We start from the raw sequence: 26,359 nt of genomic DNA, 5'->3' as shown, positions 1-26,359 counted from the left end.
GTCACCTCACCACAGTTGTCTGAAGCTTCTACCAAAATAGACTCATCTACCATGTCGCATGGCATGTCTACTTCGATTTCACCTTCAATTACTGGTGCAGTTGTGTCAACAATTGTAATCACCTGTACGGCAGTCGATACGTTTCCGCATTCATCTTCTGCTGTGAAAGTACGTGTGATCGTGCTTGCTTGTGGGCAAACGCTATCCGCTGACACTTCATCTGAAGAAGTTACAGTTACAGCTCCACAGTTGTCTGTTGCTTCTGCCATCATTGATGGTACTTCAGCATCGCACTCGATAGTAACATCTTCAGGTACTGAAGTGAACTCTGGTGCAGTTGTGTCAACTACTGTGATTGTTTGTACTGCTGTACTTGCGTTTCCGCATTCATCAGTTGCTGTGAAGGTACGTGTTACCACATATTCTTGTGGGCACTCGCCATCAGTGATTTCATCTGATGATGAGATCATCACTTCACCACAGTTATCGAAAGCTGATGCTTCGTCTGTTGGAAGTTCCTGATCACATTCAATTGTTACGTCTTCTGGCACTACTTCAAATACTGGAGCAGTGGTGTCTTCCACAGTGATAGTCCAGGTTGCTGTTGTAGTGTTGTCACACTCGTCAGTGAGTGTCCATGTGCGTTCAATGGTGTAGTTCTGAGGGCAGTCACCTTCAATAATTTCTTCACCATTGTATTCGAGTGTTACTTCCGTGCAGTTGTCACTGAACGCTACATCAAGGCCTTCATTCGAAGGAACCTCTCCACATTCAACAGTTACATCTTCTGGGAAGCTATCAAAAGTTGGGGCAACATCGTCAACCAACGTAATGATCTGCTGGAACTCAGTAGTGTTTCCACACTCATCAGCAACAACATAATCACGTATGATTTTGCCGGCACATCCACCTGAAACTGGAGTGTCTTCGAATGTAATCGAAACATCTCCGCAGTTATCAGTTGCTTCAATCATCACTGAATCATCCACCATGTCGCATGGCATATCAATTTCGATGGTGCCTTCTACAACAGGAGCTGTAGTGTCAACAATGCTGATAACCTGAGTGGCTGTAGAAACATTTCCGCACTCATCTTCTGCTGTAAATGTGCGAGTAATTACACTTGCCTGAGGACATTCCTCATCTTGAGCTACTTCATCAGAAGAAGTAACAGTAACTTCACCACAGTTGTCAGTAGCTTCTGCCATCATTGATGAAACTTCTTCGTCACATTCGATGGTTACATCTTCTGGTACAGAAGTGAATTCAGGAGCTGTCGTGTCAACTACATTGATTGTCTGAACTTGCATCACTTCATTACCACAGTTATCAAAACCACGGAAGGTGCGCAAGATAGTGTAGCTGTTAGGGCAGTCACCTGGCTCTTCAACTTCAGTAAGTTCGATTTCTACATCTTCATCACAGTTGTCAGTTGCAGATGGGAAAACTGGTTCACCCAATTCCTCATCGCACTCCACTGTCATGTCTTCAGGGAAATCAACAAATTCTGGATCCGTTGTATCCTGTACTGTAATTTCAGTAGAAACTGAAGCTGAGTTTTCACAAAGGTCGGTTGCCGTCCAGGTCCACACGATAGTGTAGTTCTCTGGGCAATCTCCTTCAATAATTTCTTCAGACCACTCAACTTCCACTTCTCCTTCACAGTTGTCAATCGCTGACACTTCTGGAACTTCTGGAAGGTCATCACACTCTACGGTCATATTTTCAGGTACTCCTTCGAATTCCGGAGCTTCTGAATCAACTAGTGTAATGTATTGAGTTGCCGTAGTTTCGTTTCCACATCCATCTACTGCCGTGTAGCTGCGAACAATCACACCAACACAACCACCAGACTGAAGTGTTTCTTCATAAGTCACGTCAACCTCTTCAGAGCAGTTATCTGTAGCTGTAAGAATCAGGTCATCTGTCTCACCGCATTCTGCAGTAATAGAAACTTCAAATTCTTCAAATACTGGTCCTTCGGTATCTTCAATAACAATTACCTGAGTTGCAGTCGAAATATTTCCACAACCGTCATCGGCAGTGAATACACGAGTAATTTCGCTGTAGCACTCATCACCTTCAACTGACTCTTCAACTGTTACTGTCACATTCTCAGAGCAATTGTCAGTGGCTGTTGCCATCTCCAATTCAAAATCATCGCTGCACTCGTAAGTTGCATCTTCAGGAACGAAGGTGAACTCAGGAGCTGTTGTATCTACAACTGTAATTGTTTGTTCGAAAATAGCATCGTTACCACATTCATCTGTAGCAATCCAGGTGCGTGTAACAGTGTACTCGCAGCCTTCACCATTTACAGTTTCACCGGAGTAAACAATGTTCACATCTCCAGAGCAGTTATCAACGGCTTCAACACCTTCGAAAACTGCAGGTAGTTCCTCGTCACATTCTACAGTAACATCGTCTGGAACTACAGTAAATTCAGGTGCGATTGAATCATTAACGTAAATGTGCTGCTCTTGCATCGTTACGTTTCCGCAACCGTCTTCAGCGATCCACACATAAACAAACTCGTTGTCGTGAACACATTCTTGCTGATCATTTGGAGTAAAGCACTCTTTGTCAACATTGATGTCTCCAGCTCCTTCAATTGATTCTCCATTCACTGTACCTGTGTAAGTGAACCAACCACTCATACCTTCATTGGCATTTTTGTTATTGGCTCCAATTCCACATTGAAAACCGAAGTAGTAGCTATCCGGAGCGTGATACAAATTGAGGCTTGAACCTGCGAGGTCGCCAATACCTGTAAGGGTAGAAACTCCGTCAACAAGTTCGTAGTAGGTCCAGTCGAGGTAGTTATCACCTGCAAGACCAGCATCATCTTTATAAGAACGGCCAAGTGCACTCCACTCGTCCCAGTTCATTCCATTTTGGAACCACATGTCCACTTCAAATCCTTCATCAGGATTGTTCATATTGACAACGGCACCAGTGATTCTGGCACTTCCGTCAGCATAAGTCACAAGCGTTCCTTCGTCAACCCAGTCGTAATTAACTCCGGAAGTTAGACCCTCTTCCGAAAGAGTTGGCAGCCACAGCGACCAGTCCGGTCCGAGGCCTTCAGCAATGGTCAGCACACAGCTGTCCACCGGGTTTCCTATTTCACTTTGAAAGAACGGACCAGGCAGCATTTGCACGCTGCACTCATCAGTGGCTTCAAGCTCTTCCTGATCTGGCACATCATCGATACAAGCCACGGTGATGTCTTCCACTTCTGGGAAAACCGGGCCTACATCGTCAATGACTGTGATTGTTTGCGTGCACTCATCAGTTACACCGCAAGCAGATACAGTAAAAGTTCTTTCGATAATTTCTGTACAACCGTCTGCAGAAACAGTCTCGTCCGAGTATGATACTTCGGCTTCCAACTCTCCTCCGAGGCAGCTGTCGTTAAATGATATTTCTCCAGTGTTAACGGGGTCTAAGTCGTCTTCACAAGAGATTTCAATGTCTTGAGGGCATTCTAGCTCAAGATTCACCTGAGCCATTAACAAATGACTTGAGGCGATAGCCAGGGTTAAACATAAAGCACGAATGCCATTTTGGGCACTCCAAAATAAAATGCTACGCAGTACCCGCGATAGCAAATAGGTAGATGTTCTCATAATAACACATGATTTTGATTTCAGATTTTGAAACTAGATTTAAGACTTTCTTAAATGTTTTTCGGTTTTCAGTATTCCAATGTAAAGTACAGGATTTTATTCCATTTGTTCATCTTTTAAATGTTAAAATTCATCGTTACTTTACGTTAATTTATCGAAGCCACTGGATTAAGGCTAATTCCCAGATTTGAATCGACAAAACTCCAACTATTTTCGGCAAATTTCCATAACTAATCGATTTCTGACAACTTTGAAGACTACGAATTGTTAACGACTTTACGAACAAAAGAATTTTGAAAAATGAGTAAACCAAATGTGGGCGATAAAGCGCCAAATTTTGAAGGAGTAAACCAGGACGGAAAAAAGCTCTCTCTAGACGATTTTAAAGGCAAGAAGCTAATTCTCTATTTCTACCCCAAAGACATGACTCCAGGATGCACAGCTCAGGCCTGCAACTTAAACGAAAACCTGGGAGAACTGAAGAAGGAAGGATTTGAAGTGGTTGGAGTTAGTGCTGATGACGAAAAGCGCCATAAAAAATTCAGAGAGAAACACGATCTCAATTTCGACCTCATAGCCGATACCGAAAAAGATATTATTAATAAGTATGGAGTGTGGGGCCCAAAACAATTTATGGGTAAAAAATTTGACGGAATCTTAAGAACCACTTTCATCATTGATGAAGAAGGAAAAATAGAACATGTCATAGATAAGGTGAAGACAAAGACTCACACCGAGCAAATAAAAGATCTGGTTAGCTGATTTATTTTTTTATTGTACCTTTCTCTTTATAAGCACCTTGCGTCTAGCAGGGTGCTTTTATTTTCAAATGATTTGCCGGGTTCGTAAATACATTACGGACCAAAATAAATACCTTTAACCAAATTTAAAACAGACCATGAGCACAGACAACAAAGAAAAGATGAAGGCACTCCAGCTGACGATGGACAAGCTGGAAAAAACTTACGGAAAAGGAGCAATAATGAAACTCGGTGACGATGCCGTAGAAAAGATTGACGTTATTTCGAGTGGCTCTCTCACTCTTGACCTGGCTTTAGGAGTGGGCGGATTTCCCAAAGGTCGAGTAGTCGAAATTTACGGACCAGAATCTTCCGGTAAAACCACCTTAGCTATTCACGCGATTGCCGAAGCTCAAAAAAAGGGAGGCATTGCCGCCATGATTGATGCCGAGCACGCCTTTGATAGATTCTACGCAGAAAATCTGGGTGTTGACACTGAAAACCTTCTCATTTCTCAGCCCGACAATGGCGAACAGGCACTCGAAATTGCCGACAACCTGATTCGTTCTGGAGCTGTAGACATTCTGGTTGTCGATTCTGTAGCAGCTCTCACTCCCAGAGCTGAAATTGAAGGTGAGATGGCCGACTCCCAAATGGGACTTCAGGCGAGATTGATGTCGAAAGCCCTGCGAAAACTCACAGGTTCGATCAGCAAAACTGGTTGCTGCTGTATCTTCATCAACCAGCTTCGCGAAAAAATTGGTGTGATGTTCGGAAACCCTGAAACCACCACCGGTGGTAACGCCCTTAAGTTTTACTCTTCGGTGAGAATAGACATCCGCAGAGCAAGCCAGTTAAAAGATGGCGACAACGTAATCGGAAACCGAACGAAAGTCAAAATTGTTAAAAACAAAGTGGCACCACCATTCCAAAGGGCAGAGTTTGACATCATGTACGGAAAAGGAATTTCCAAAACCGGAGAAATTCTCGACCTAGGTGTAGATATGGGCATCATTAAAAAGAGTGGATCCTGGTTTAGTTACGGAGACACCAAGCTCGGCCAGGGACGAGATGCAGTAAAGCAATTGCTCGCTGACAACCCTGAGCTCTCCGAAGAACTCGAAGAAAAAATCAAGTCAGAACTGAAGAAATAAAATTTCTTTTTATTCATTAAAGTCCCGCTAATTGGCGGGACTTTTTCATTTTTGTCGCATGGTAAGAAACAAGGTAATTCTCTCGCTTATGGCTTTGGCTATAGTTTTGGCCAGCTGTGAAAACAAGAGCGAGGCTCCTACAGATTCAAAATCACAGGAAAAGGACCAATCTCCTCTCGACTCGATCAATCAGAAAATCCTGGACGATCCGAACGTGACTGAACACTATCTGACGAGGGCAAAACTGTGGACCGAAAAAGACAGCGTTCAGCTAGCTCTTGACGATCTGGATCGATCTCTGAGACTCGACTCCACACAGGACAAAGCGCTTCAAATGCAAGGGGATATTCTCTATAAAGAGCGCATGGTGAAAGAAGCGAGATACGTTTATGAACGCTGTGTGAGGTTTAACTCAGAAAACACAGACTGCCTGCTGCAGCTAGCTGAAATTGAATTCCTTCTGGAAAATTATGCAGAGGCATTCAACCTGATTAACGATGCAATGAAAGTCGACCAGTATGACTACGAAGCTTATGCGCTAAAAGGTGATGTTTACAAAGAAACGGGTGATTCGGCTCTTGCGGCATCCTCATACCAAACTGCTATCGAGCTGAATCCGCAGTTTTACGATGGCTACATAGTACTCGGTTTGCTCTACGGTGCTGCAGGAAAGGACCTTGCTATTGAATACTACGACTCTGCGATTGAGCTTGAACCAGACCGCGTTGAAGGACTTTACAACAAAGCCTATTACCTCCAAACAACTGGTTTTAGAGATACTTCCAGATACTCGCAAGCGATTGACATCTATAACCGGATTGAGGAACTCGACCCTGAAAATGCCACAGCCAACTTCAACAAAGGATTTATAAACCTGGAATACTGGCAAGATTACGTGGAAGCCGAAAAGGAATTCTCGAGAGCTATTCAAAAATACCCTGGCTACTACCAAGCCTTTTATAACAGAGGACTCAGCTTAGAGAGTCAGGGAAGGCTGGAAGCTGCAAGAAACGATTACAAAAAAGCTCTGAAGATAAAGCACGACTTCCGTGCAGCAGCACTCGCTCTGGCAAGGGTAAAACGCAACCTGGGGGAATAAAAAAAGGGAACCCGAATTCGGACTCCCTTTCTCCATTCTCCTATTGGAGAAGAAAAAAATCTATTTTTTAACTGCGTCTACCACAGCTTTAAATGCTTTTGGCTCATTCATTGCCAAATCAGCCAGCACTTTTCTGTTCAAAGCGATGCCTTTTTTATTCACTTTTCCCATGAACTCTGAGTAAGACATTCCGTACTGGCGTGCTCCTGCGTTGATACGCTGGATCCACAAGCTTCTGAAGTTTCTTTTCTTTTGCTTTCTACCCACATAAGAGTAGAGCATAGCTTTTTCTACGGCATTTTTGGCTACTGTGTAGACGTTCTTACGGGCTCCGTAATACCCTTTTGCCTGCTTGAGGATCTTTTTTCTTCTCGCTCTTGAGGCTACTGAATTTGTACTTCTTGGCATTTTCTTTTTGTTTTTTGGTCACAAGTGCTTCCGATCTCTGCGAAAGTCTTAGGTACTAATAACCGGGTTTAAACATACCGTTAATAATTACTGATTTTGCTTAAGAGCAAAGTTGCTTCTTAATGCTGGCTTCGTCTGACTTGTGAACGGTAGTCATCTTAGTCAGATTACGCTTTTGCTTGGTCCCCTTCTTTGTAAGAATGTGACTTTTGAAAGCGTGTTTCCTTTTGATTTTGCCAGTGCCGGTAAACTTAAAGCGTTTTTTGGCGCTGGACTTCGTCTTCATTTTAGGCATCGCTATTCTATATTATAGATTACTACTTCTACTTTTTCGATTTCTTCGGATTGATCATCATGGTCATACGCTTACCTTCGAGCTTAGGCATTTGTTCCACAACTCCATAATCTTCCAGTTCCTGAGCGAGTTTCAAAAGCAAAATTTCACCACGGTCTTTAAACACAATGGTTCTACCCTTGAAAAAGACAAACGCCTTCAGTTTAGCACCTTCACCCAAAAATTTCTTAGCGTGATTTAGCTTAAAATTGAAGTCGTGATCATCGGTATTCGGACCGAATCGAATCTCTTTTACTTCTACCTTGCTCTGCTTCGCCTTCAGCTCCTTTTGCTTCTTTTTCTGCTCGTAAAGGAACTTTTTGTAATCAATAATTTTACAAACTGGCGGCTTTGCGTTAGGTGAAATTTCGACAAGATCAAGACCTGCATCTTCTGCCATTCGCAATGCTTCTTCCCGGGAATAAATATCCTGGTTTTCCACATTGTCGCCTACGACTCTGACTTCAGGCGCATTAATCTTTCCGTTTATCCGATGTGGATCTTCTTTCTTTACTCTTCCACGAAATGGCTTTCTCTTTCTTATGGTTCTATCCTCCTATTTTTGTTAAACATCAATTCTTTTAGTAGCTAAGAAGCTTTTCAACTTCTTTGTTCAAAAACTCGGCAAAGTCTTCAATTGAGAAAGTTCCCAAATCTCCTTCACCTTGCTTCCGGGCAGCAACGGTCTGATTTTCAAATTCTTGCTCACCCAAAATAAGCATATACGGAACTTTTTCAATCTCCGCATCGCGTATTTTCTTTCCTACTTTTTCGTTGCGCTCGTCAACGAGGGCGCGAATATCGTAATTTTCAAGCAATTCTGAAACCCTGTTGGCGTAATCGTTAAATTTTTCACTCAGTGGCAAAATCCTGACTTGCTCGGGCGTAAGCCAAAGCGGAAACTTTCCGGCACAGTGCTCAATCAAAATTGCAACAAAACGCTCCATCGATCCAAAAGGAGCTCGGTGAATCATCACCGGACGGTGCTTCTGGTTGTCGGATCCAGTGTACTCAAGCTCAAACCGTTCAGGAAGGTTGTAGTCGATCTGCACCGTTCCAAGTTGCCACTTTCTGCCGATTGCATCGCGCACCATGAAATCCAATTTCGGTCCGTAGAAAGCTGCTTCACCGAGTTCAACTACAGTATTCAGTCCCTTTTCTTCTGCTACTTCTCGGATCGCCTTCTCGGCTTTGTCCCAGTTTTCCTGAGAGCCGATGTATTTTTCTGGCTTTTCCGGATCGCGCAAAGAAACCTGAGTAATGAAATCAGTAAACTCCAGTGTTTTGAAAATGTAGAGCACGATGTCAATCACCTTCCCCACCTCTTCTTTCACTTGATCTGGCGTGCAAAAAATGTGTGCATCATCCTGAGTGAAGCCGCGAACGCGAGTGAGGCCGTGTAGCTCACCGCTTTGCTCGTAGCGATAAACTGTTCCAAACTCTGCGTAGCGCACTGGCAAGTCCTTGTATGACTTTGGACGCGATTTGTAAATCTCGCAGTGATGAGGACAGTTCATGGGCTTGAGCATATAAAGCTCACCTTCAGCTGGTGTCTCAATCGGTTTAAACGAATCTTCACCGTACTTCGCCCAGTGACCGCTTGTTTCGTAAAGCGTTTTGTTTCCGATGTGCGGGCTGATCACAGGTTCGTACCCTGATTTCTTCTGAGCCTTTTTCAAAAAGTCCTCGAGTCTCGAACGTAACTCGGCACCCTTGGGCAACCAAAGCGGGAGACCCTGCCCTACTGTCTGGCTAAAGTGAAACAAATCGAGTTCTTTACCCAACTTTCGGTGGTCGCGCTTTTTAGCTTCTTCGAGCATTTCGAGATACTCATTGAGCTCTTTCTGCTTCGGAAAAGTAATTCCGTAAATTCTTGTGAGCTGCTTATTATTCTCGTCTCCTCGCCAGTAAGCACCGGCAACCTTAGTGAGTTTTGCAGCTTTTATATAACCTGTGTGAGGAATGTGTGGTCCTCGACAGAGATCAGTGAAATTTCCCTGAGTGTAGAAAGTTATCTCGCCATCCGCAAGCTCATCTATTAGCTCGAGTTTGTAAGGATCGTTTTTCTCTTTGTAATAATCTACCGCGTCACTTTTCGAGATTTCTTTTCGAACGTATTCGTTTTTCTCGCGAGCGAGCTCGAGCATCTTCTTTTCGATTTTCTGAAAATCAGCATCGGTAAAGGTGTAGTCACCAAAGTCAACATCGTAGTAGAAGCCATTTTCGATTGGCGGCCCGATGGCCAGCTTCACTCCTGGATAGAAAAATTCCAAAGCTTCGGCCATCAGGTGAGCACTACTGTGCCACATGGTCGACTTCCCACCTTCGTCATTCCAGGTTAACAATTTGAGCGAAGCATCGCTTTCAATTGGCCTGTCGGCATCAATAATGTCTCCGTTCACCTCCGCAGCAAGGACGTTTCGTGCCAGACCTTCGCTGATCTGACGTGCGATATCCATAGCGGAAGTTCCCTTTTTTACCTCTCTGACCGATCCGTCAGGTAACGTGATTTTAATCATGAATGCTTGGTTTTCAAAAGCGGCAAAGATAAAAAATTTAAGCGGTGAGCCCTTACTTCAAAAGGATTTTAGCGTTTCGTTTTAACCTTCTCCCACGACTTAATCTGCCAGTTGGTGTGAACCGTACAAATCGAATTTCCCTCTTCATCAGTAACACCAATTTCGCACCTAAAAAACACTTTACCTTCGCTCTCGAGTGGCGTCATGATTTCATTTTTAAGAGAAGACTCTGCCAGTTCAAAAAGGGCATAGCACGTACTCTTAGCCTGGTAGTGATATTTCACTTCGATACTCTCCATGATGAGGCGGTACTTCTCGGTGCCAAGCCTACTGAGCAGCATCAGGCCAGAACAGTATTCGGCTCCGGTAGCCAGAGCGCAGGCGTGAATCCCTTTAAGGTGATTGAGATTTTTCTTCCGATAGGGAATCTCAACCTCAACCACATTGTCCTCGATTTTTATCACTTTCAGTTTGTGCGGTCTGTTGAAAGGTATCACACGTGACATGATTACGTTAAACTTTTTACGTCCGATGCTTGAGGCCTTTGCGTCTTTAAAGATGGATTTCAGATTCATTCTTTCTGGTAAATAATGTAGTCGGCAAGGTAAAAAGATTGAGGACTAAAATGAACTGACAACCTGAGGGTTTTGAGTTCGTTTTCGGCCCAGACAAACTCGCTGAAATGGGCGTTAACATTGAGGAGCTTAACAAAAATTAACCGCCAGTTAAGATGAAGAGCTCTACATTTCAGGAAATTTGCGTTTGGTGTTTATCAGGCCAGTAGGTTTTAGACCGCTAGATTTGAGAAACACCACAACCAGAAAACACTGGTAATAAACGAACTATTTTTTCTGCCAGATAAAGAATGGAAGATATTAGCAACATGGAAAACAAACCAGAAGGAGCCACTACTATGGCTTCATCGGAAATTCGCGAACTCAACGAACGTATAGAAAAGGAAAGTGCCTTTGTGGATCTGATCCGCAGAGAAATGGAGAAAAGTATAGTCGGTCAGAAAGACATGGTCGAGAAACTACTCATCGGCTTGCTATCCAACGGTCACATTCTGCTTGAAGGTGTTCCCGGGCTGGCAAAAACTCTCGCCATCAAGTCGCTTTCTCAGACAATCGATGTAAAATTTAGCCGTATCCAGTTCACACCCGATCTGCTCCCTGCCGATTTGGTAGGAACGATGATTTACAACCAAAAAGAAGAAGCATTCACAGTGAAGAAAGGACCTGTGTTCGCCAATTTTATTTTGGCGGATGAGATCAACAGAGCCCCGGCCAAGGTGCAGAGTGCGCTTCTTGAATCGATGCAAGAGCGACAAGTAACCATTGGACCCGAAAGTTTTCCTTTGCCGGAACCGTTTTTGGTTTTGGCCACTCAAAACCCTGTGGAGCAAGAAGGAACCTATCCCCTTCCCGAAGCTCAGGTAGACCGTTTCATGCTAAAGGTGGTTATTGGCTATCCTTCCAAGAAAGAAGAGCAACAGATCATCAGAAACAATTTGAAGGCAGGAAATTATCCCGAGCCTTCCAGCGTGGTGAAACCGGAGGAAATCATCAGAGCTCGTAATACCGTTCGAGAAGTTTACATGGACGAAAAAATCGAGCAGTATATTATCGATATCGTTTTTGCCACCAGAAATCCCGAAGAGTACGGACTGGGACATCTCAAAAACCTCATCGACTTTGGCGGATCGCCAAGGGCGAGCATTTCTCTTGCTATAGCATCCAAAGCACACGCATTCATAAACCACAGAGGCTATGTGATTCCCGAAGATGTGCGCTCAGTTTGCATGGATATTTTGCGCCATCGCATCGGCATCACCTACGAAGCCGAGGCGGAAAATATTTCTCAAGAGCAAATAATTACGGAGATTTTAAATAAGGTGGAGGTGCCATAGATTCTCTTCCATTTTCAATTTCACGAGCCAGTTTAGCCGATCGTTTTTTTATTAATAACCAGTCAGCATCCACACTTTGGAAACTTCCGAACTGTTAAAGAAAGTACGCACCATTGAGATCAAAACCCGGGGTCTGTCCAATCAGATTTTTTCGGGCGAGTATCACTCTGCCTTTAAAGGCCGTGGTATGGCTTTTAGCGAGAACAGGGAGTATCAACACGGAGACGAAATTAGAGACATAGATTGGAATGTGACGGCCAGAATGGGCCATCCGTATGTGAAAATCTACGAGGAAGAACGCGAGCTCACAGTTGTTTTGATGATTGATGTGAGTGCATCTCAAAGTTTCGGCAGTCGCGAGCAACTGAAAAAAAACCTCATCACCGAGCTCACGGCAGTTCTCGCTTTTTCGGCCATTCAAAACAACGACAAGATTGGAGTGCTCTTTTTTAGCGACAGAGTCGAAAAATTCATTCCTCCCAAAAAAGGAAGATCGCACATCCTACGCATCATCCGCGAATTGCTTGATTTTGAACCCGAGGGAAGAGGAACGGATATTTCCTGTGCCCTGGATTACTTCAACGGAGTTGTGAAAAAGCGCTGTATTGGCTTTGTAATTTCCGACTGGCTGGACGACAACTATTCCAAAGAACTTCGGATAGCCAACCGTAAGCACGACATCGTGGGCATTCGCGTGCATGACAAACTGGAAAGTGAGCTACCCAATGTGGGGCTCGTGCAAATTGAAGATCCTGAAACGGGAAAAGTGAACTGGATAAATACCGGCAGTAAGAAACTTCGAAAAAAGTATGCCCTAAAAGCAATGAAACACGATAAAGAAACACAACTCACCTTGCAAAGATGCGGTGTGGACATGGTTTCTATTGCAACAGATCAAAACTACGTAGGACCGCTGATGAAGCTTTTTAAAATGAGAGGCGCATGATAAGAGGTTTTGCCATAATTGCTTTTATCCTTTTTTCTGCCCAGGTCTTTGCGCAGGTAGAAGCTCGCATGTCTCTGGATACTAACTGGATGCTCGTAGGCGAGCAAACTACGCTGCGTGTAAATTTGGAATACACTCCGGCAGACTCTGTGGAGAGTGTCACTTGGCCTGTTTTCAAGGACACGCTGGTTGATGGAGTAGAAATCCTTGAAAAATCTCCGATCGACACGACCATTCAGGAAGGAGAAGACGAGAGCTTCACTTTCACCGAAAACCGAGAGTTCCTCATTACTTCTTTCGACTCGGGCTACTATGCGATTCCACCACTCACTTTTGAAGTTGATGGCAAAAAAATTCAGACCAACGCTCTTCTACTCGAGGTTCACCTTTCCGAGCTGACTGTTGATGCGCAGATGAAAGACATCAAAAATGTGATCTCTCCTGAGTGGACTTTTTGGGACTGGCTCAGAGCAAATCTCATCACAATTCTTTTTGTAGTAGTTGGCCTTGTGATCGTAGCAGTATTTTTCCTTGCCGGAGGTGTTGAGGGAATTAAAAAGTTGTTGTCCGGAAAAAAGGAAAAAAGCGAACCAACCACTCCCCCTGCCCCACCTCGCCCAGCTCACGAAATTGCTCTCGAGGATTTGAAAAAACTGAAAGAGAGCCGCTACTGGCAGCAAGGCCTGGTAAAGCATTACTACATCAACCTGTCGGATGTGGTGAGAGAGTACCTTGAGAATCAATTTGGTATCAACGCTCTCGAAGAGACTTCCAGAGATATTCTCATAAAGATGAGACACATGGAACTCAACCAAAGTACTATGAATCTACTGAGGCAGATTCTCATGCAATCGGATTTGGTGAAGTTTGCCAAGGAACAGCCAACACCTCAAGAGCACGAACAGATTTTGGACCAGGCTTTCAAGTTTATCGAACAAACTACACCTGTAGCTGATCCGGAGACGAAAGGAGGTGACCGATGAAAGACCAACGCATTTCAGCAGTAGTTTTTCTCTTGCTTTCAAATCTAATTGCTCTCGGGCTTTGGTGGTACTTCAGAGATTTCTATGAATATGAAACCCCAGATGCATTTTACCTGCTTTTGCTTCTTCCTGTAATAAGTGGCATCTACTTGTGGCGAATCGACAAGTGGCAATCCGGGGTAGTACTTTCGAGTTCCAAATTTTTACCGAATGAAACAGGTCACTGGCTGGGCAGACTACGACACGTCTCCATTTTTCTGGAGTTAATTGCCTTAGCGCTTCTGGTGATTAGCATCGCCCGACCTCAGTCTAAGTCGAGCTACGAAAACATTTCTAAAGAAGGCATCGACATCGTGATCAGCATGGACGTTTCAGGGAGTATGCTCGCCAAAGACTTTGAGCCAAACAGACTGGAGAGTGCCAAGCGAGTTGCTCAGGAATTTGTGGACTACCGCCCCGATGACCGCATCGGCCTGGTAGTTTTTGAAGGAGAAAGCTACACGCAAACTCCCGTCACTACCGATCACATTGTTGTGAAAAACGCTATCGAGCAAATGGAAAGCGGCAAGGTAGAAGGAGGAACAGCGATAGGAATGGGACTGGCGACTGCCGTCAACCGCCTCAAAGACACAGAGGCAAAAAGTAAAGTGATTGTTTTACTCACCGATGGAGTGAACAACCGCGGGCAGATCAAACCTCTCGATGCTGCACGCATTGCAAAAACATTCGACATCAAGGTGCACACCATCGGTGTAGGATCACGAGGAAATGCGCTCACGCCAGTGGGAGTAAAGCCAAACGGTGAATACATTTTCGACTACCGAGAAGTTGAAATTGATGAAGAAACGCTGACCAAAGCAGCAGAAAAAACAGGTGGGAAATATTTTAGAGCTACTTCTCCAGAAGAGCTCCAGAAAATTTATGCAGAAATTGACAAGCTAGAGAAAACCGAATTCGAAGTCACCGAATTCAGCAGAAGGACAGAAGAGTTCCTCGACTTTGGAATAGCTGCAGCGGGGTGTTTGCTGCTGGCTTTTTTACTTAAAAATGTGCTTTTCAGAAATATTTGATGAACAGCGAAAACAAAACATATCGGCTTACTGCAAGCATTTGGACCATCGTCATTTTCGAATTGACGTTTTGGCTCTCTCTTGCCATTTTCTGGTATCTGGCTCCAGAATTTTTGCCGGGGCTGAGGCTCCACAACCCAGAGTGGAAATGGGCATTGCTGAGTCTTCCGGTTTTGACCGTATTTTTTATTCTATTTTCTGTATTGAGCTACAGACGACTAAAAAAGCTCAGCGACCTAAAGCTTACTTCTTTTATTGTCCCTCATCGTTCTCCGCTTAAGTCCACTATTCGCTTTTTGATTCTTCGCCTCGCTTTAGCCCTCGTAATTTTTGGAATTATCGCACCTAAAATCGGAAGTCGGCTTGAGGAAGTGACTACCAAAGGCGCAGATCTGATGGTTGTTTTTGATGTATCGAAGAGCATGCTGGCAGAAGATGTGAGCCCAAGCAGACTGGAGCGCGGTAAACTTTCAGCCCAGCGACTTATTGAAGAGCTACACGGAGACAGAATTGGCCTGGTAGTTTACGCCAGCGATGCGTTCGTGCAAATGCCCATAACATCCGACTACCAGGCAGCTCGATTCTTCCTCTCTTCGATTTCTACCAATTCAGTTTCTCGGCAGGGAACCTCGCTGGGCAACGCAATTGATCTTGCGGCAAATTCCTTCGACAAAGAAAGTGCAACCCAGAAAGCGATTATCGTTATCACCGATGGTGAAAACCACGGTGACAATGCTATCAACGCGGCAGGACGAGCGAGAGAAAAAGGAATTACCGTTCACGCTATTGGACTTGGAACTGCCAGAGGAGCTCCGATTCCTAAAAATCCCGACAGCCGTCAAAAAGATTACCTTAAAGATGCGGATGGAAATGTGGTAGTTTCCCAAATGAACGCCACACTCTTGCAAGAGCTAGTTGAAAAAGGCGATGGTGTATTCGTGCAGTCTGCAGAGAGCTACGTCCCGCTAGACGGCATTCGCCAGGCTATCGGAGAAATGCAAAAAGCGGAACTCGGCACTTTCAATTTCACTGACTTTGAACATCGTCACCAATACTTCTTCGGTGCCGCGTTGTTAATGTTAGTAGTCTACATGCTGCTAAGTGAGCGAAGGTCGAATTTCACAAAAACCAAAACATCATGAGAGTAGCAATCCTGATAACGGTTTTCTCGGTGCTGTCTGCGAGCATTTTTGCCCAGGAAGAAAAAAGGAAAATTCTCGATGGCAACGAAAAGTACGATTCTGAAGAGTATACCGAAGCTGAGGAGCTTTACAGACAAAGTCTTCTAGAAAAGCAAACTCCCGAAGCACTTTTTAATCTCGGGAATGCACTTTACCGACAAGGCAAATTCGCGAAGGCAGCAGAAACTTTTAGGCGAGTAACTCAGTCTGAAGAAGCATCTGATGAGTTAAAATCTCAGGCTTATCACAACCTGGGAAACAGCTACGTTAACCAACAGGAACTTGAGAAAGGAGCTAATGCATTCAAAGACGGATTGAGGAAAAACCCGAAAGACGAAGACACTCGTCACAACCTATCTTATGCCCTGCGACAGATTCAGCAGATGAAGAAGCAGCAGGAGAAACAGCAACAGGGGAAAGAAGGAGAAGAAAGCGAAGATGGCCAGGAAGGAGCAGGTCAGGAAGAGGGAAATGAAGATAATCAACAAAACTCTGGTGAAGAACAAGGTGACAAAGGAGAAGACGAAGGTCCAAAACCCGGAGAACAAGAAGGCGAACAACAGGGAGAACAGCCTGGTGAAGTGCCAGATGAAATTAGCAAGGAAGATGCAGCCAGAATTCTAAATTCGCTAAATCAAAACGAGCAGCGAATTCAGGAAAAGGTGAGAAAGAAGAAAGAATCCAGGGACGAGAACGTGGAAAAAGATTGGTAACTCAAATGAAAAAGATTGCGCTTTTCATATTTATCTTACTGCTGAGTGCCGGTACCGGGTTGTCTCAGGCTGACGTGGAACTCGAGGCCACTGTGAACAAAACGACCATCTCAATTGACGGTTATCTCAAGCTTCGATTTACACTCAAAAATGCACGTACCAGAATTGAAGTTCCCGAGATGGAAAACTTTCGGATTGTGCAGGGTCCACAAGTTGGAACGAACACAATAATTGTAAACGGAGAAGCCACTCGCGAGTACTCTCAAACATATCTCGTGAAGCCGATGAAAGCCGGAACTCATCGCATCCCTCCGGCTCAGGCCAGTGTGAATGGAAAAGTTTACAAGTCGAACCCGATTACAATTAAAGTACTCGAAGCCAGCGCCACAGAGCAGCCCAACAGCAACAGCGATTTTTTTATTGCCGCTATTCCAAACAAAAGAAAGGCTTACAAAGGCGAGCCGATTACGGTTGCTGTTAAACTCTACTCTCGCTTTCGGTCGATGCAAATGACTGAACTCAACTTTCCGGAGCTGGAAGGTTTTTGGTCGGAAGAGCTCACACCAGAAAACAACGGCTGGCAGCGAGAAAACGTTAACGGTAGAGAGTTTCTCACCATGGACATCAAACACTTCATTCTGTTTCCTCAGAAAACAGGCGAACTGACTTTCGGTGGTGTCGAGCTCTCTGCAAATGTGTCCACCTCAATTTTTGGAGGCGGCAAGCGTTACGACATTCGCAGCACTCCTATAAAGTTTAAAGTGCTTGATTTGCCCCAACCTCCTGCTGACGCCAAAATGATCGGCACATTCGATCAGCTTGAAATTAGCAGTGAAATTTCGCGCACCTCTGCCGGAGTTAATCAATCAATTGAACTGAGCCTCAACTTCATCGGAAGCGGCAACCTCAATCTTCTCAACCAGCCGGAGCTAAATTTTCCAAAAAGCTTTGAGCTCTTTGATCCGGTTACAGATCAAAATATTAACGTTGGCAGAAGCGGAGTTACTGGCCAGAAGGCTTTCACTTTTATGATGATTCCGAGGAAAAAAGGAACCTTCAAAATTCCCGAACAAAAGCTCGTCTATTTCGATTCGCAGGCCGATGAGTATCGCACGCACACTATTGGGCCTTACGAAATAACAATCCATGAGACGGCAGAGGGCACTGGTGGAATGACCTACAACAGCAAAGATCAGGTGAATGTGATCGGGCAAAACATTCGGGAAATCAAAACAGAATCAAAGCTGACTAATTCTAGTCAGCAGTTTTTTGGATCAACACTGTTTGTAGGGCTGCTGAGCTTGCCAGTAGTCATACTTATTTTGCTTTTCTTTTATGGGCAAAAACTCAAGGCGGAAGACAAGGACGTTAAAGGGACCAAGTTGAAAAAAGCCGGAAGAGAGGCGCTGAGGCAATTTTCAAAAATAGAGAAACAGTTGTCTTCGCTTTCCGACAACGACTTCTATTCTCGACTGTCTTCAACCATTTACAGCTACATTTCTGTAAAGTATGGAATAGAGATGGCGGAACTCAACAAGAGCCACATCTCTGAAGCAATGGAGGCAAAGCACAGCAAAGGTGAGATCGACAAAACAATTGAGATTCTAGAGACCTGTGAGATGGCTCAATTTGCACCTTCATCGAGTTCAGACAAGCTCAGTCTACTCAATGACTCAAAGGCACTGATTAAAACTTTAGAAGCTTCAGAAAGATGAAAAACCTGGCATTAGCTTTTTTGACCTCTATAATTTGCGCTTCTGGCGGAATTGGCAAGTTGCAAGCGCAGTCTGACGCTCAGGATGCTTTTGAAAGAGGCAACGAGGCCTATCAGTCGGAGAACTACGAACAGGCCCTTGAAAACTACCTTTCAGCAGCTTCCGATGCCCATTCGTTTGAACTTTATTTTAATCTGGGCAACACCTACTTCAAGCTCGACAGCCTTGGAAAATCAATTTTGTACTACGAAAGAGCAAGAGAAATAAAGCCAAAAAACGAAGACATCGTTGTCAACCTTCAAATTGCCAGGCAACAGCTAATCGACAAGATCGAACCTCTGCCGAGTTTGGGAGTGAACAGTTTTTGGGAAAGAGTAACGGCAGAATCCAATCTGACTACCTACGCCACACTGAGCATTGTGGGACTTTTTCTAAGTGCTGCCATTTACCTGTTGATGCTTCTATTCAGAAACAAACCATCCTTGCGCTCCCCATTGCGAATGGTCTTTATCTTCCTAATGATTTTTTCCCTGGGTAGCTTGTTTCTCGCCTATCAGACCAACAATCGCCTGGAGAGCCAGAAATCAGCTGTGATTATGGTACCGGTAACCGATGTAGTTTTATCTCCCGAAGGTTCGGCCAAAAAAGTTTTCGAACTTCACGAAGGAACCAAAGTGGAAATCACCGAGCGCTCCGGAGAGTGGGTAAAGGTAAAGCTAGTGAACGGCAGCACTGGCTGGCTTAAATTTAAAGCACTGGAAGTGATTTAGAGAGATACTCAATCTCGAATGGTTCTGGTATAAAATAAGAAGTCCCCCCGACTTTTCGGGAGGACTTACTTAACCTTAACCAAAATACTTAACTACTTAATCAACTAGTAAAACTGTTGTTTTTCAGTCTAATTAAGAGCTATGAAAAAAACTTCTATTACAGTTTTTCATGAACTGACCTCTGATGTGTCAGTTTCAATGTTTATACAACAATAACCAATCCTACCCTACCACCTCCCCCCTCTTCAGCACGACCAAACTGTTAACAAAAGCCAAATCCGCGGATAGCAGACGTCAGCTGAGTGTAGGAGATTTGACAAGTGAAAGAAGCATTAAGGAGCCGATCGTACCACGCTCTTTTTGAGAGAGTCTATTCCACAGAAGAGTGAAATAATTTGCCGACAATTGAGGGTTAGGACAAAAAAAATTCTCCCCGGAATTAACCGGGGAGAACCCTTAACCAAAACTAAACTAATTGTTGAAGCTTGCTCTAATTACAAACTCTACCTATTCTGGAGTTGGTTTACGTTTACTCTTGAGATATCGTTTCAGAAAAAGGAAACTTTTACTAAAAAAATTCAAGGCCATTTGAGGGTCAAATAATTAGGAACAAAAAAACCCGAAAAAGAATGCTGATTGATTCAATTTCGGGTTTTTCAAAGTGGAGATAGGGGGGCTCGAACCCCCGACCTCTACACTGCCAGTGTAGCGCTCTAGCCATCTGAGCTATATCCCCAATTTGGGTTATGGGACGGCAAATATATAGAATTAATCAAACTGAAAATTGCCAACTACTGACCTTTGCTAAATTTGTTCAACAAGACAAAAAGTACATTAATGGAAGCAAGAGAAATTTGGATAAGCGGAGTTGTTCAGGGCGTTTTTTTCAGAAAGTCAACACAGGAAAAAGCTCAGTCACTAGATCTCAAAGGCTGGGTTAAAAACCTCGATGACGGCAGAGTTCAGGCATGGGCAGAGGGTGAATCTGAGAAACTAAGGCAACTCGAAAAATGGCTCCACAAAGGCCCTGACCGGGCGGAAGTGGATCTAGTGAAAATTGAAACTCGAGAACCCAGGGATTATTCAGATTTCGAAATTCAGAGATAAAATCGCCCGCTACGGATTATTCTGCTGCTCCAGCTCTTCGAACTTGTCAATTTCGAGTGTGTAGTGCTGACCTCCTGATCTGTACTTTAACACTCCGCCCTGCTCAAGCGAAAGCCCACTCTTGGCATACTCAATTTCCTCCACCACTTCAGGACCTTCATCGTTGTAAAATTGTCGCTGAGCTGTTAGAACAAGTTTGTCTACCTCTCCAGAAGCATCCAGTGTGGTGGTAGAACGTCCTTCACCTATTTGCAGGGCTGCAATGGGTAACCTAACATCCTCCACCAACAAACTGTCGAATTTTGTCGGCAAAGGCATATTCCCCGAAAGAGTGATTTTGTAGGTTCGAGTACTTCTCAAGTTGCTATAGGCACCGGGAATGGACTTTTGCATGGTGGCCTTTTTCAATTTCAGGTCAGGCGCAAATCCATTTGCGTTATCCCTTTGGCTGCCGCAAGCGACTATCATAAGCACTGCACTAATTAAACTCACTAATCCGATACTCTTTCTAATCATTTCAAATTTGATTTAAAGCTGTACTATTGCATTCTTGTAAGTGTACAGGGCAAAAATTATGCACTATTTTGTGAAATCCTAACTTGTGGGGATAAGAAAATTGCGATCGACTCTCAAAAAAATTCTGGATGCGCTGAATATTCATGTTACTAAGAATCAGCGCTACGACTTCGAAACCAAGAAAGTAATGCAGCGCGTTTTGAAGCAGGACTCCAACTGTGTGGACGTTGGCTGCCACGAAGGTGATGTCTTAAAACTCATTTTTCAGTTTGCGCCCAAAGGTCATCATTTTGCATTTGAACCGTTGCCAGATTTCTACACCTTGCTGAAATCACGCTTTGGCGATAAGGCAGAAGTCCACAACCTTGCTCTAAGTGATAAAGAAGGGGAGTCGAAATTTCAGTTTGTTGTCAACAACCCAGCCTACAGTGGCTTCAGGCAGCGCACCTACCGTTCTGTAGATGAAAAAATCAAAGAGATCACTGTCAAAAAAGAAAGATTGGACAGTATCGTTCCTTCAGATCTAAAAATCGACTTTATCAAGATTGATGTGGAAGGAGCGGAGTTAGAGGTGCTGAAAGGTGCTTCAGAGATTATTAAGAAAGACAGGCCAGTAATTGTTTTTGAACACGGAAAGGGCGCTTCGGACCACTATGGCACTACCCCAACGATGATCTACAATCTGCTAACAGGAGAATACGGTCTTGAAGTCTACAGGTTGAAAGATTTCCTCAAAGATCAACCTGCTCTGAGCAAAGCATCGTTCACCTCCGATTACAACTCCGGAAGGGAGTATTATTTTATGGCAGTCTAGAGCTTTAGGCAATCCAATCACCAACAAGAAAACGCCACAGAAAATAAACTTGAGTCAGTACGAGAAGCATAAGAATTCCGGTTTTTAGACTAGCTCTTGGCAATCTACGAAATTGCTGACCTGGAATCGATAAAATTAAGGCTGTCATCAGAACCACGAGCAATAACCACTTCAGCAAGGCCTGGATATGAACGAAGGATCCAAACAGCAAACTTGTCACCAGTAGAGAAACCGGTACCCACCACCACCTTCTTATTCTTTCTATTTTGGAAAGCCATCCGAGAACGACCAGAAAGAAAGGCGTTGCAAAAATGAACCTATTTAAACTAAAGAATTCCCCACCACGATAGATTAGTATTAGCATGGTGGTGCCAGCCAAGTACAAAAGCGAAAAAATCTCTTCTCTCCTCAGGTGCAACTTCTTCCGAAAGAAAGCCAAAATAAACATCATTCCAGAGCACGTTCCCGTCCAAAAAGCTATTGCATCAAGCTTCACAATATTATTTCCTCCCCAGGATGAAAAAGGGAATTCAGGAAAGCCAATCTGATTCCCCCATAGTTTCTGCGCTTCCAGAAATGTGAAGAATTTACGTGTATCCAACCATTGAATGTAGAAAACAAAGGCCAACCCAAGCAAGCTCGCCAACGTTCCAGCCATTGGAGTTTTCCAGTCAAACTGCGTTTTTATTCTGACGAACTCAAGAAGACTTACCAACCAAAAAGCGGGAATAAAAACAGCAATTGTCGGACGACAGGTTGCTGCTAAAAATGTGCCTACGGCAATCAGCCAAAACCACCGATTTCTGAGTCCAATCAGTAACAGCACCGATGAAGCAAAGAACAGAGCTTCCGAATAAGGGAGAAAAAAGAAAATCACTGAGGGCAACGCCAGGTACAATAATTGAACGCGGCTTGAAATATTTAGCTTCCATGATAGCAGGCTTAAAAAGAGAATGTAAAGCAGACCATTCAAAATGCTGATATTAACAGCTCCTGACACAACAGACCAAAAAAGAGGAAATAAGGGGAAATAGGCCGTTAACCAGGTTTCGGTATAGCCCGTTTGCGCAATCTTTTGATAATTTTCTGCATCAAAATAAATCAGGTTTGAGATCGAAAACTCTTCAACTAATTTTAATTGAACTAAGACGAAATAACCTACGGTAAAAACTGTGCAGTAATAAACAAGCGTTAATAGAAACCTCCTGATAATATCAGAATTGATACTCATCACTGTTTCAAAAATTTGATTGCATTACTGCTTACTCCTTCACCTTGAAGTCTAATGAAGTAAATACCAGCTTGTAGAGTTTCTAAATTAATGGTTGAGCTGGTTGGCGTAAGAGGTATAGTCAATACTATTCTACCGGACAAGTCGTAGATTTTTGCCTTCGGACTTGCTGTCAAGCCATGATTAATTGTTATCTCAGTTTTTGCGGGATTTGGGAACACGCGAACTTCGGAGTGTACAAATGAATTCTCAGCAATTTCTGTAGCGAACTCATCTTGATAATCTGCGATATCCAAGACATATTCGGAAACTAGAGACACATTCGGAATCCTGACTAAGTAGAAATCATGCAGGCTTCCCCCGTACGAGCTCGAGCCTCCTACATAAACTGCACGTCCCTGTGAATCTACGATAACATCGTTCCCAAAATCGTCTTGGTCTCCTCCAAAAGCAGCAGCAGCTGAATATCCACCACTGCTATTGGTCCTCAACAAATACATAGACAGCCCACCCAAACCATAAATGTCGCTGCGCCCAGCGAAAAGGATCTCGCCATTGTGCTCAGTAACTGCATTGAGCTGTTGATTACCATCATCATCCAGAATATTCTCCCATAGGAGTTCCCCATCAAAATCAAACTTCTTTATTATTTTCTGTCTTCTGTTGTCTGCCAAAAAATAACCAGCACAAAGAACAGTCGAGTCTTCCAACGCATAAGTGTCCAGGATAACCTGACCACTGTCTGTACTTGTAGTTTCACTTGTTTGCCAACTGATTTCCCCGGTCTCCGCATCAACTAGAGCCAAAAATGCCTCTCGATTAGATTCGTTTTGTGTGGTTCCTCCTATAAAAAACTGATCAGTTGAATTGGGAACTGGAGAAATAGTAAATCCTAAATCAAAACCATCTCCACCATAAACCGCCTCCCAAATAAACTCTCCATCTGAAGAGATCTTAGTGCAATAAACTTGGTTCTGCTGCCCGAAACTCCAGGTTTCACCAATGATGACAAGCTCGCCACTCGGCAACACAATAGCATCATTTGCGAAATCCCAGTCACTTTCTCCGTATGAATCACTCCAAATAATTTCACCTATGGAATTAACCTTCATTACTAAAAGATCATAGCTCGAAGATAAGTTAAGTGTATGTCCAATTAAAAAGTAGTTACCATTGCCATCAGGAGATATACTCACTCCAACATTGACACTATTTTCACCATAAACTTGGCTCCATTCAAAACCCAGCTGCTCTGAGATCTTAACCAGATACATTTTAGAACTGGATTCATCTGCGCTACCTGTTGTTCCAAAAAGCAAGTACCCTCCATCCGCGGTCTCAATCACGTCCCTGGCCTCTTCATTCCTGATTCCACCAACAGTCCTCACCATCGCAGTATCCAACTGTGCAATGGCGCTAAAGGCAAAAACAAAAAATCCTATGACCGTGAAAAACGTTCTCATGAAATGGCTTTTCTTATTCTAATCAAATTTTCGAGCATCGGCTTGAGTTTGCTTAGCTCTAACATGTTCGCTCCATCGCTTTTTGCGGTAGACGGTGTCGGATGAGTTTCAATGAACAAACCGTCTGCACCGACAGCTATGGCGGCTCTGGCAATGGTTTCGATGAGTTGGGGTTTTCCTCCGGTCACACCACTTGCCTGATTAGGTTGTTGCAGAGAATGAGTCACATCCATCACCGTTGGACCAAATTGCTGCATGGTGGCGATTCCGCGGAAATCTACAACCAAATCCTGATATCCGAAGGTGGTCCCGCGCTCAGTGATCCAAACGTTCTCGTTACCTGATTCTTTCACTTTGTTCACCGCAAATTGCATGGCGTCTGGTGACAAAAACTGTCCTTTCTTGATGTTCACAACCTTGCCGGTGTTTGCCGCTGCCACAAGCAAATCTGTTTGCCGACACAGGAAAGCGGGGATTTGCAGTACATCAACGTAGCTTGCTGCCATTGCGGCTTCGGGAACGCTGTGAATGTCCGTAATTGTGGGTAGATCGAACTCTCGCCCAACCTTCGCCAAAATCTCCAGTGCCTTTTCATCGCCAATTCCCGTAAACGAGTCGAGACGGCTGCGATTGGCCTTTTTGTAAGAACCTTTGAAGACGTAAGGAATATTCAGCTCTTCAGTAATCTCTTTGATTTCACCGGCTATGTCCATCGCCATTTGCTCGCCTTCAATGGCGCAAGGCCCTGCCAGTAAAAAGAAATTTCCGCTAGCGGTATTTTTAATTTTTGGTACGTTCTCGATCATTTCGTGATTTGAAAAATTTTGAAATTACAAACTGCGCTCCCCGCCCCTTGGCTTCAGGTAAAAACAAACCAGGCACATCGGTTACTCTCAGCTGAAGATACCAATTACTTTCGGTCCACCATTGAAAGTGAAGTCCAGCTCTGAAGTTTCCATACCCCCCGTATTCCGCATTAGCTCCGACAATCATCCTCTCACTCAGAAAATGTGAGTAGCCCACCCTTCCAAGTGGCACATACTCAGAGACTGGAATAAACTCAATTCCCAGAGTGTAAAAACCGTCTTCGACAATGCGATGATTCAAGGTTGCTACGATTCTTCCAGGTAGAAACGTTGTGCGTTGGCTAACTGTTGTCTCCTCAAAAAGAGTGTCCTGAATACTCGGGAATTGCACTTCATTTTCGTCTGAAAAAACATCGTTTATGTCTACTCCCGAAAACGAATAGGTTGTATTGCTCTGGTGATGTAACGAGTACTCATTCCAGTTGATGAAACCAAAGTCATGAAGTTGAAGACTTACAAAACCTTTGTCCTCTTTGAGAGGCAAATTTATTCGAGCATTGATAGCACTTCCCACTCCATTGGAAACACCGAATCCCGAGAAGAGTGTATCGGACTCATTCATTTCGGCAGAAAGCCCAATTGTCAACTCATCGCCATCGGGTGAGGTGTATAAATCGGCACCAGAAACAAGCAGCGATGAAAAAGATTGACCGTTGATAACATCTACAGAAACGAATGACAAAGTAGGTTTGTGAAAGATGCCGACTCCAGCCTGTTGCCAGGCAAAATAATCCGCACTTATTGGGTCCAGCGCTACGTTTGAACTCGCAAATGACCTGTTTCCATACATGGCCATTCCGTAAAAGTTTTCAGAGAAACTGGCTCTTGCATGCCAGTGAGTCGAGAGGTTTACCATCAATCCGAGATTTGGCTTGCTTTTGAAAATGGTGTCGGCAAAGTTGAAAAATCTCAATCCGGCAGAAGCTTCTCCGCCAAACCGAAAAGTTTCGTCTCCATTATCTCTCACCTCATCTTTTAGCTCATTGTTGATTTCTCCACCAAAGATGAATTTGTCGGTAAACTCATTGGTGAGCCGATTGCTTCGGTAATCGAGTTCACCGCGCAGCTCGAGCAGCGCCTGATTCTCAACAAAGGAGCTATCCTCACTCATGAGTAGCAACGTTTGAGATTGCATTTTGGAAACCCATATCAGAAGGATGAGGATCACAAGGGCAGTATGTCTCAACATGCT

24 protein-coding genes and 1 tRNA gene are annotated in these 26,359 nt (G+C 44.0%); 13 read left to right on the top strand and 12 right to left on the bottom strand.

All coding sequences use genetic code 11. From position 1 onward, the window contains the following. Positions 1-3,629: HYR-like domain-containing protein (locus tag ABHV44_RS13480; RefSeq protein ID WP_459075226.1), on the bottom strand; the 3,629-nt coding region annotated here is incomplete at its 3' end. Between the two features lie 300 nt (positions 3,630-3,929). Here ABHV44_RS13480 and bcp point away from each other — a divergent pair. The 3 genes from bcp to ABHV44_RS13465 all read left to right on the top strand — a co-directional run bounded on the left by bcp (position 3,930) and on the right by ABHV44_RS13465 (position 6,622). Then, a complete protein-coding gene (gene bcp / locus ABHV44_RS13475) occupies positions 3,930-4,391 on the top strand; it encodes a thioredoxin-dependent thiol peroxidase (RefSeq protein WP_459075225.1) in 462 nt (153 codons plus the stop codon). A 136-nt stretch (positions 4,392-4,527) separates the two neighbouring features. Continuing rightward, entirely contained in the window at positions 4,528-5,523 is a 996-nt protein-coding gene (gene recA, locus ABHV44_RS13470) for a recombinase RecA (RefSeq protein ID WP_459075224.1), read from the top strand. Positions 5,524-5,581: 58 nt separating this feature from the next. Beyond that, positions 5,582-6,622, top strand: coding sequence for a tetratricopeptide repeat protein (locus ABHV44_RS13465; RefSeq protein ID WP_459075223.1), 1,041 nt, complete (start codon positions 5,582-5,584; stop codon positions 6,620-6,622). A gap of 60 nt (positions 6,623-6,682) precedes the next feature. On the opposite strand, the gene rplT is transcribed toward ABHV44_RS13465, so the two are convergent. The 5 genes from rplT to ABHV44_RS13440 all read right to left on the bottom strand — a co-directional run bounded on the left by rplT (position 6,683) and on the right by ABHV44_RS13440 (position 10,458). Beyond that, on the bottom strand, positions 6,683-7,030 hold the full coding sequence (gene rplT, locus ABHV44_RS13460; RefSeq protein WP_459075222.1) for a 50S ribosomal protein L20: 348 nt from the start codon (positions 7,028-7,030) through the stop codon (positions 6,683-6,685). 100 nt (positions 7,031-7,130) lie between these two features. Further along, complete coding sequence (gene rpmI / locus ABHV44_RS13455) at positions 7,131-7,325, bottom strand: 50S ribosomal protein L35 (RefSeq protein ID WP_459075221.1); 195 nt, start codon at positions 7,323-7,325, stop codon at positions 7,131-7,133. Positions 7,326-7,353: 28 nt separating this feature from the next. Next, complete coding sequence (gene infC / locus ABHV44_RS13450; protein WP_459075229.1) at positions 7,354-7,908, bottom strand: translation initiation factor IF-3; 555 nt, start codon at positions 7,906-7,908, stop codon at positions 7,354-7,356. Positions 7,909-7,945: 37 nt separating this feature from the next. Further along, positions 7,946-9,883 carry a threonine--tRNA ligase gene (gene thrS / locus ABHV44_RS13445; RefSeq protein WP_459075220.1) on the bottom strand — a complete coding sequence of 646 codons (1,938 nt, stop codon included), beginning with the start codon at positions 9,881-9,883 and terminating at the stop codon, positions 7,946-7,948. Positions 9,884-9,951: 68 nt separating this feature from the next. Next, the gene (locus ABHV44_RS13440) at positions 9,952-10,458 is read right to left on the bottom strand and encodes a DUF4442 domain-containing protein (RefSeq protein WP_459075219.1); all 507 of its coding nucleotides are present in this window, start codon (positions 10,456-10,458) and stop codon (positions 9,952-9,954) included. A gap of 290 nt (positions 10,459-10,748) precedes the next feature. On the opposite strand from ABHV44_RS13440, the gene ABHV44_RS13435 reads away from it, so the two are divergent. The 8 genes from ABHV44_RS13435 to ABHV44_RS13400 all read left to right on the top strand — a co-directional run bounded on the left by ABHV44_RS13435 (position 10,749) and on the right by ABHV44_RS13400 (position 19,170). Then, on the top strand, positions 10,749-11,792 hold the full coding sequence (locus ABHV44_RS13435; RefSeq protein ID WP_459075218.1) for an AAA family ATPase: 1,044 nt from the start codon (positions 10,749-10,751) through the stop codon (positions 11,790-11,792). A 76-nt stretch (positions 11,793-11,868) separates the two neighbouring features. Further along, positions 11,869-12,738 carry a DUF58 domain-containing protein gene (locus tag ABHV44_RS13430; protein ID WP_459075217.1) on the top strand — a complete coding sequence of 290 codons (870 nt, stop codon included), beginning with the start codon at positions 11,869-11,871 and terminating at the stop codon, positions 12,736-12,738. Then, positions 12,735-13,721, top strand: a complete 987-nt coding sequence (locus ABHV44_RS13425; RefSeq protein WP_459075216.1) for a BatD family protein — start codon at positions 12,735-12,737, stop codon at positions 13,719-13,721. Before ABHV44_RS13430 ends, ABHV44_RS13425 begins: the two co-directional genes overlap by 4 nt. Next, a complete protein-coding gene (locus ABHV44_RS13420; protein ID WP_459075215.1) occupies positions 13,718-14,791 on the top strand; it encodes a vWA domain-containing protein in 1,074 nt (357 codons plus the stop codon). The genes ABHV44_RS13425 and ABHV44_RS13420 overlap by 4 nt, the downstream gene beginning before the upstream one ends. After that, on the top strand, positions 14,791-15,933 hold the full coding sequence (locus ABHV44_RS13415) for a VWA domain-containing protein (RefSeq protein WP_459075214.1): 1,143 nt from the start codon (positions 14,791-14,793) through the stop codon (positions 15,931-15,933). Before ABHV44_RS13420 ends, ABHV44_RS13415 begins: the two co-directional genes overlap by 1 nt. After that, on the top strand, positions 15,930-16,685 hold the full coding sequence (locus ABHV44_RS13410) for a tetratricopeptide repeat protein (RefSeq protein WP_459075213.1): 756 nt from the start codon (positions 15,930-15,932) through the stop codon (positions 16,683-16,685). The genes ABHV44_RS13415 and ABHV44_RS13410 overlap by 4 nt, the downstream gene beginning before the upstream one ends. A 5-nt stretch (positions 16,686-16,690) precedes the next feature. Next, on the top strand, positions 16,691-18,400 hold the full coding sequence (locus tag ABHV44_RS13405) for a BatD family protein (protein ID WP_459075212.1): 1,710 nt from the start codon (positions 16,691-16,693) through the stop codon (positions 18,398-18,400). 20 nt (positions 18,401-18,420) lie between these two features. Continuing rightward, positions 18,421-19,170 (top strand): tetratricopeptide repeat protein, encoded by a 750-nt coding sequence (locus ABHV44_RS13400; RefSeq protein WP_459075211.1) that lies wholly within the window; start codon positions 18,421-18,423, stop codon positions 19,168-19,170. Between the two features lie 662 nt (positions 19,171-19,832). On the opposite strand, the gene ABHV44_RS13395 is transcribed toward ABHV44_RS13400, so the two are convergent. Then, positions 19,833-19,906 (bottom strand) — tRNA-Ala (locus ABHV44_RS13395). A gap of 101 nt (positions 19,907-20,007) precedes the next feature. Here ABHV44_RS13395 and ABHV44_RS13390 point away from each other — a divergent pair. Continuing rightward, the gene (locus ABHV44_RS13390) at positions 20,008-20,277 is read left to right on the top strand and encodes an acylphosphatase (protein ID WP_459075210.1); all 270 of its coding nucleotides are present in this window, start codon (positions 20,008-20,010) and stop codon (positions 20,275-20,277) included. A gap of 9 nt (positions 20,278-20,286) precedes the next feature. Here the strand turns inward: ABHV44_RS13390 and ABHV44_RS13385 are convergent, their stop codons facing one another. Further along, a complete protein-coding gene (locus ABHV44_RS13385; RefSeq protein WP_459075209.1) occupies positions 20,287-20,793 on the bottom strand; it encodes an LPS-assembly lipoprotein LptE in 507 nt (168 codons plus the stop codon). A gap of 85 nt (positions 20,794-20,878) precedes the next feature. Between ABHV44_RS13385 and ABHV44_RS13380 the strand changes: the two genes are divergently transcribed. Then, entirely contained in the window at positions 20,879-21,607 is a 729-nt protein-coding gene (locus ABHV44_RS13380) for an FkbM family methyltransferase (RefSeq protein WP_459075208.1), read from the top strand. Positions 21,608-21,611: 4 nt separating this feature from the next. Here the strand turns inward: ABHV44_RS13380 and ABHV44_RS13375 are convergent, their stop codons facing one another. The 4 genes from ABHV44_RS13375 to ABHV44_RS13360 are packed head-to-tail and all read right to left on the bottom strand — an operon-like array spanning position 21,612 to position 26,278. Next, positions 21,612-22,838: a hypothetical protein gene (locus ABHV44_RS13375; RefSeq protein WP_459075207.1), complete on the bottom strand. Its 1,227-nt coding sequence runs from the start codon at positions 22,836-22,838 to the stop codon at positions 21,612-21,614. Further along, entirely contained in the window at positions 22,838-24,301 is a 1,464-nt protein-coding gene (locus ABHV44_RS13370; RefSeq protein ID WP_459075206.1) for a T9SS type A sorting domain-containing protein, read from the bottom strand. The genes ABHV44_RS13375 and ABHV44_RS13370 overlap by 1 nt, the downstream gene beginning before the upstream one ends. Beyond that, complete coding sequence (gene kdsA / locus ABHV44_RS13365) at positions 24,298-25,107, bottom strand: 3-deoxy-8-phosphooctulonate synthase (RefSeq protein ID WP_459075205.1); 810 nt, start codon at positions 25,105-25,107, stop codon at positions 24,298-24,300. The genes ABHV44_RS13370 and kdsA overlap by 4 nt, the downstream gene beginning before the upstream one ends. Further along, positions 25,082-26,278, bottom strand: coding sequence for a DUF5723 family protein (locus tag ABHV44_RS13360; RefSeq protein ID WP_459075204.1), 1,197 nt, complete (start codon positions 26,276-26,278; stop codon positions 25,082-25,084). Before ABHV44_RS13360 ends, kdsA begins: the two co-directional genes overlap by 26 nt. Positions 26,279-26,359 lie beyond the last annotated feature (81 nt).

It is taken from the genome of Halocola ammonii, from assembly GCF_049334165.1.
Lineage (GTDB): Bacteria > Bacteroidota > Bacteroidia > Flavobacteriales_D > Sanyastnellaceae > JBEGHD01.
The sequence above is the reverse complement of the archived record's forward strand: the minus strand, read 5'-3'. Positions and strand labels throughout refer to the sequence as shown.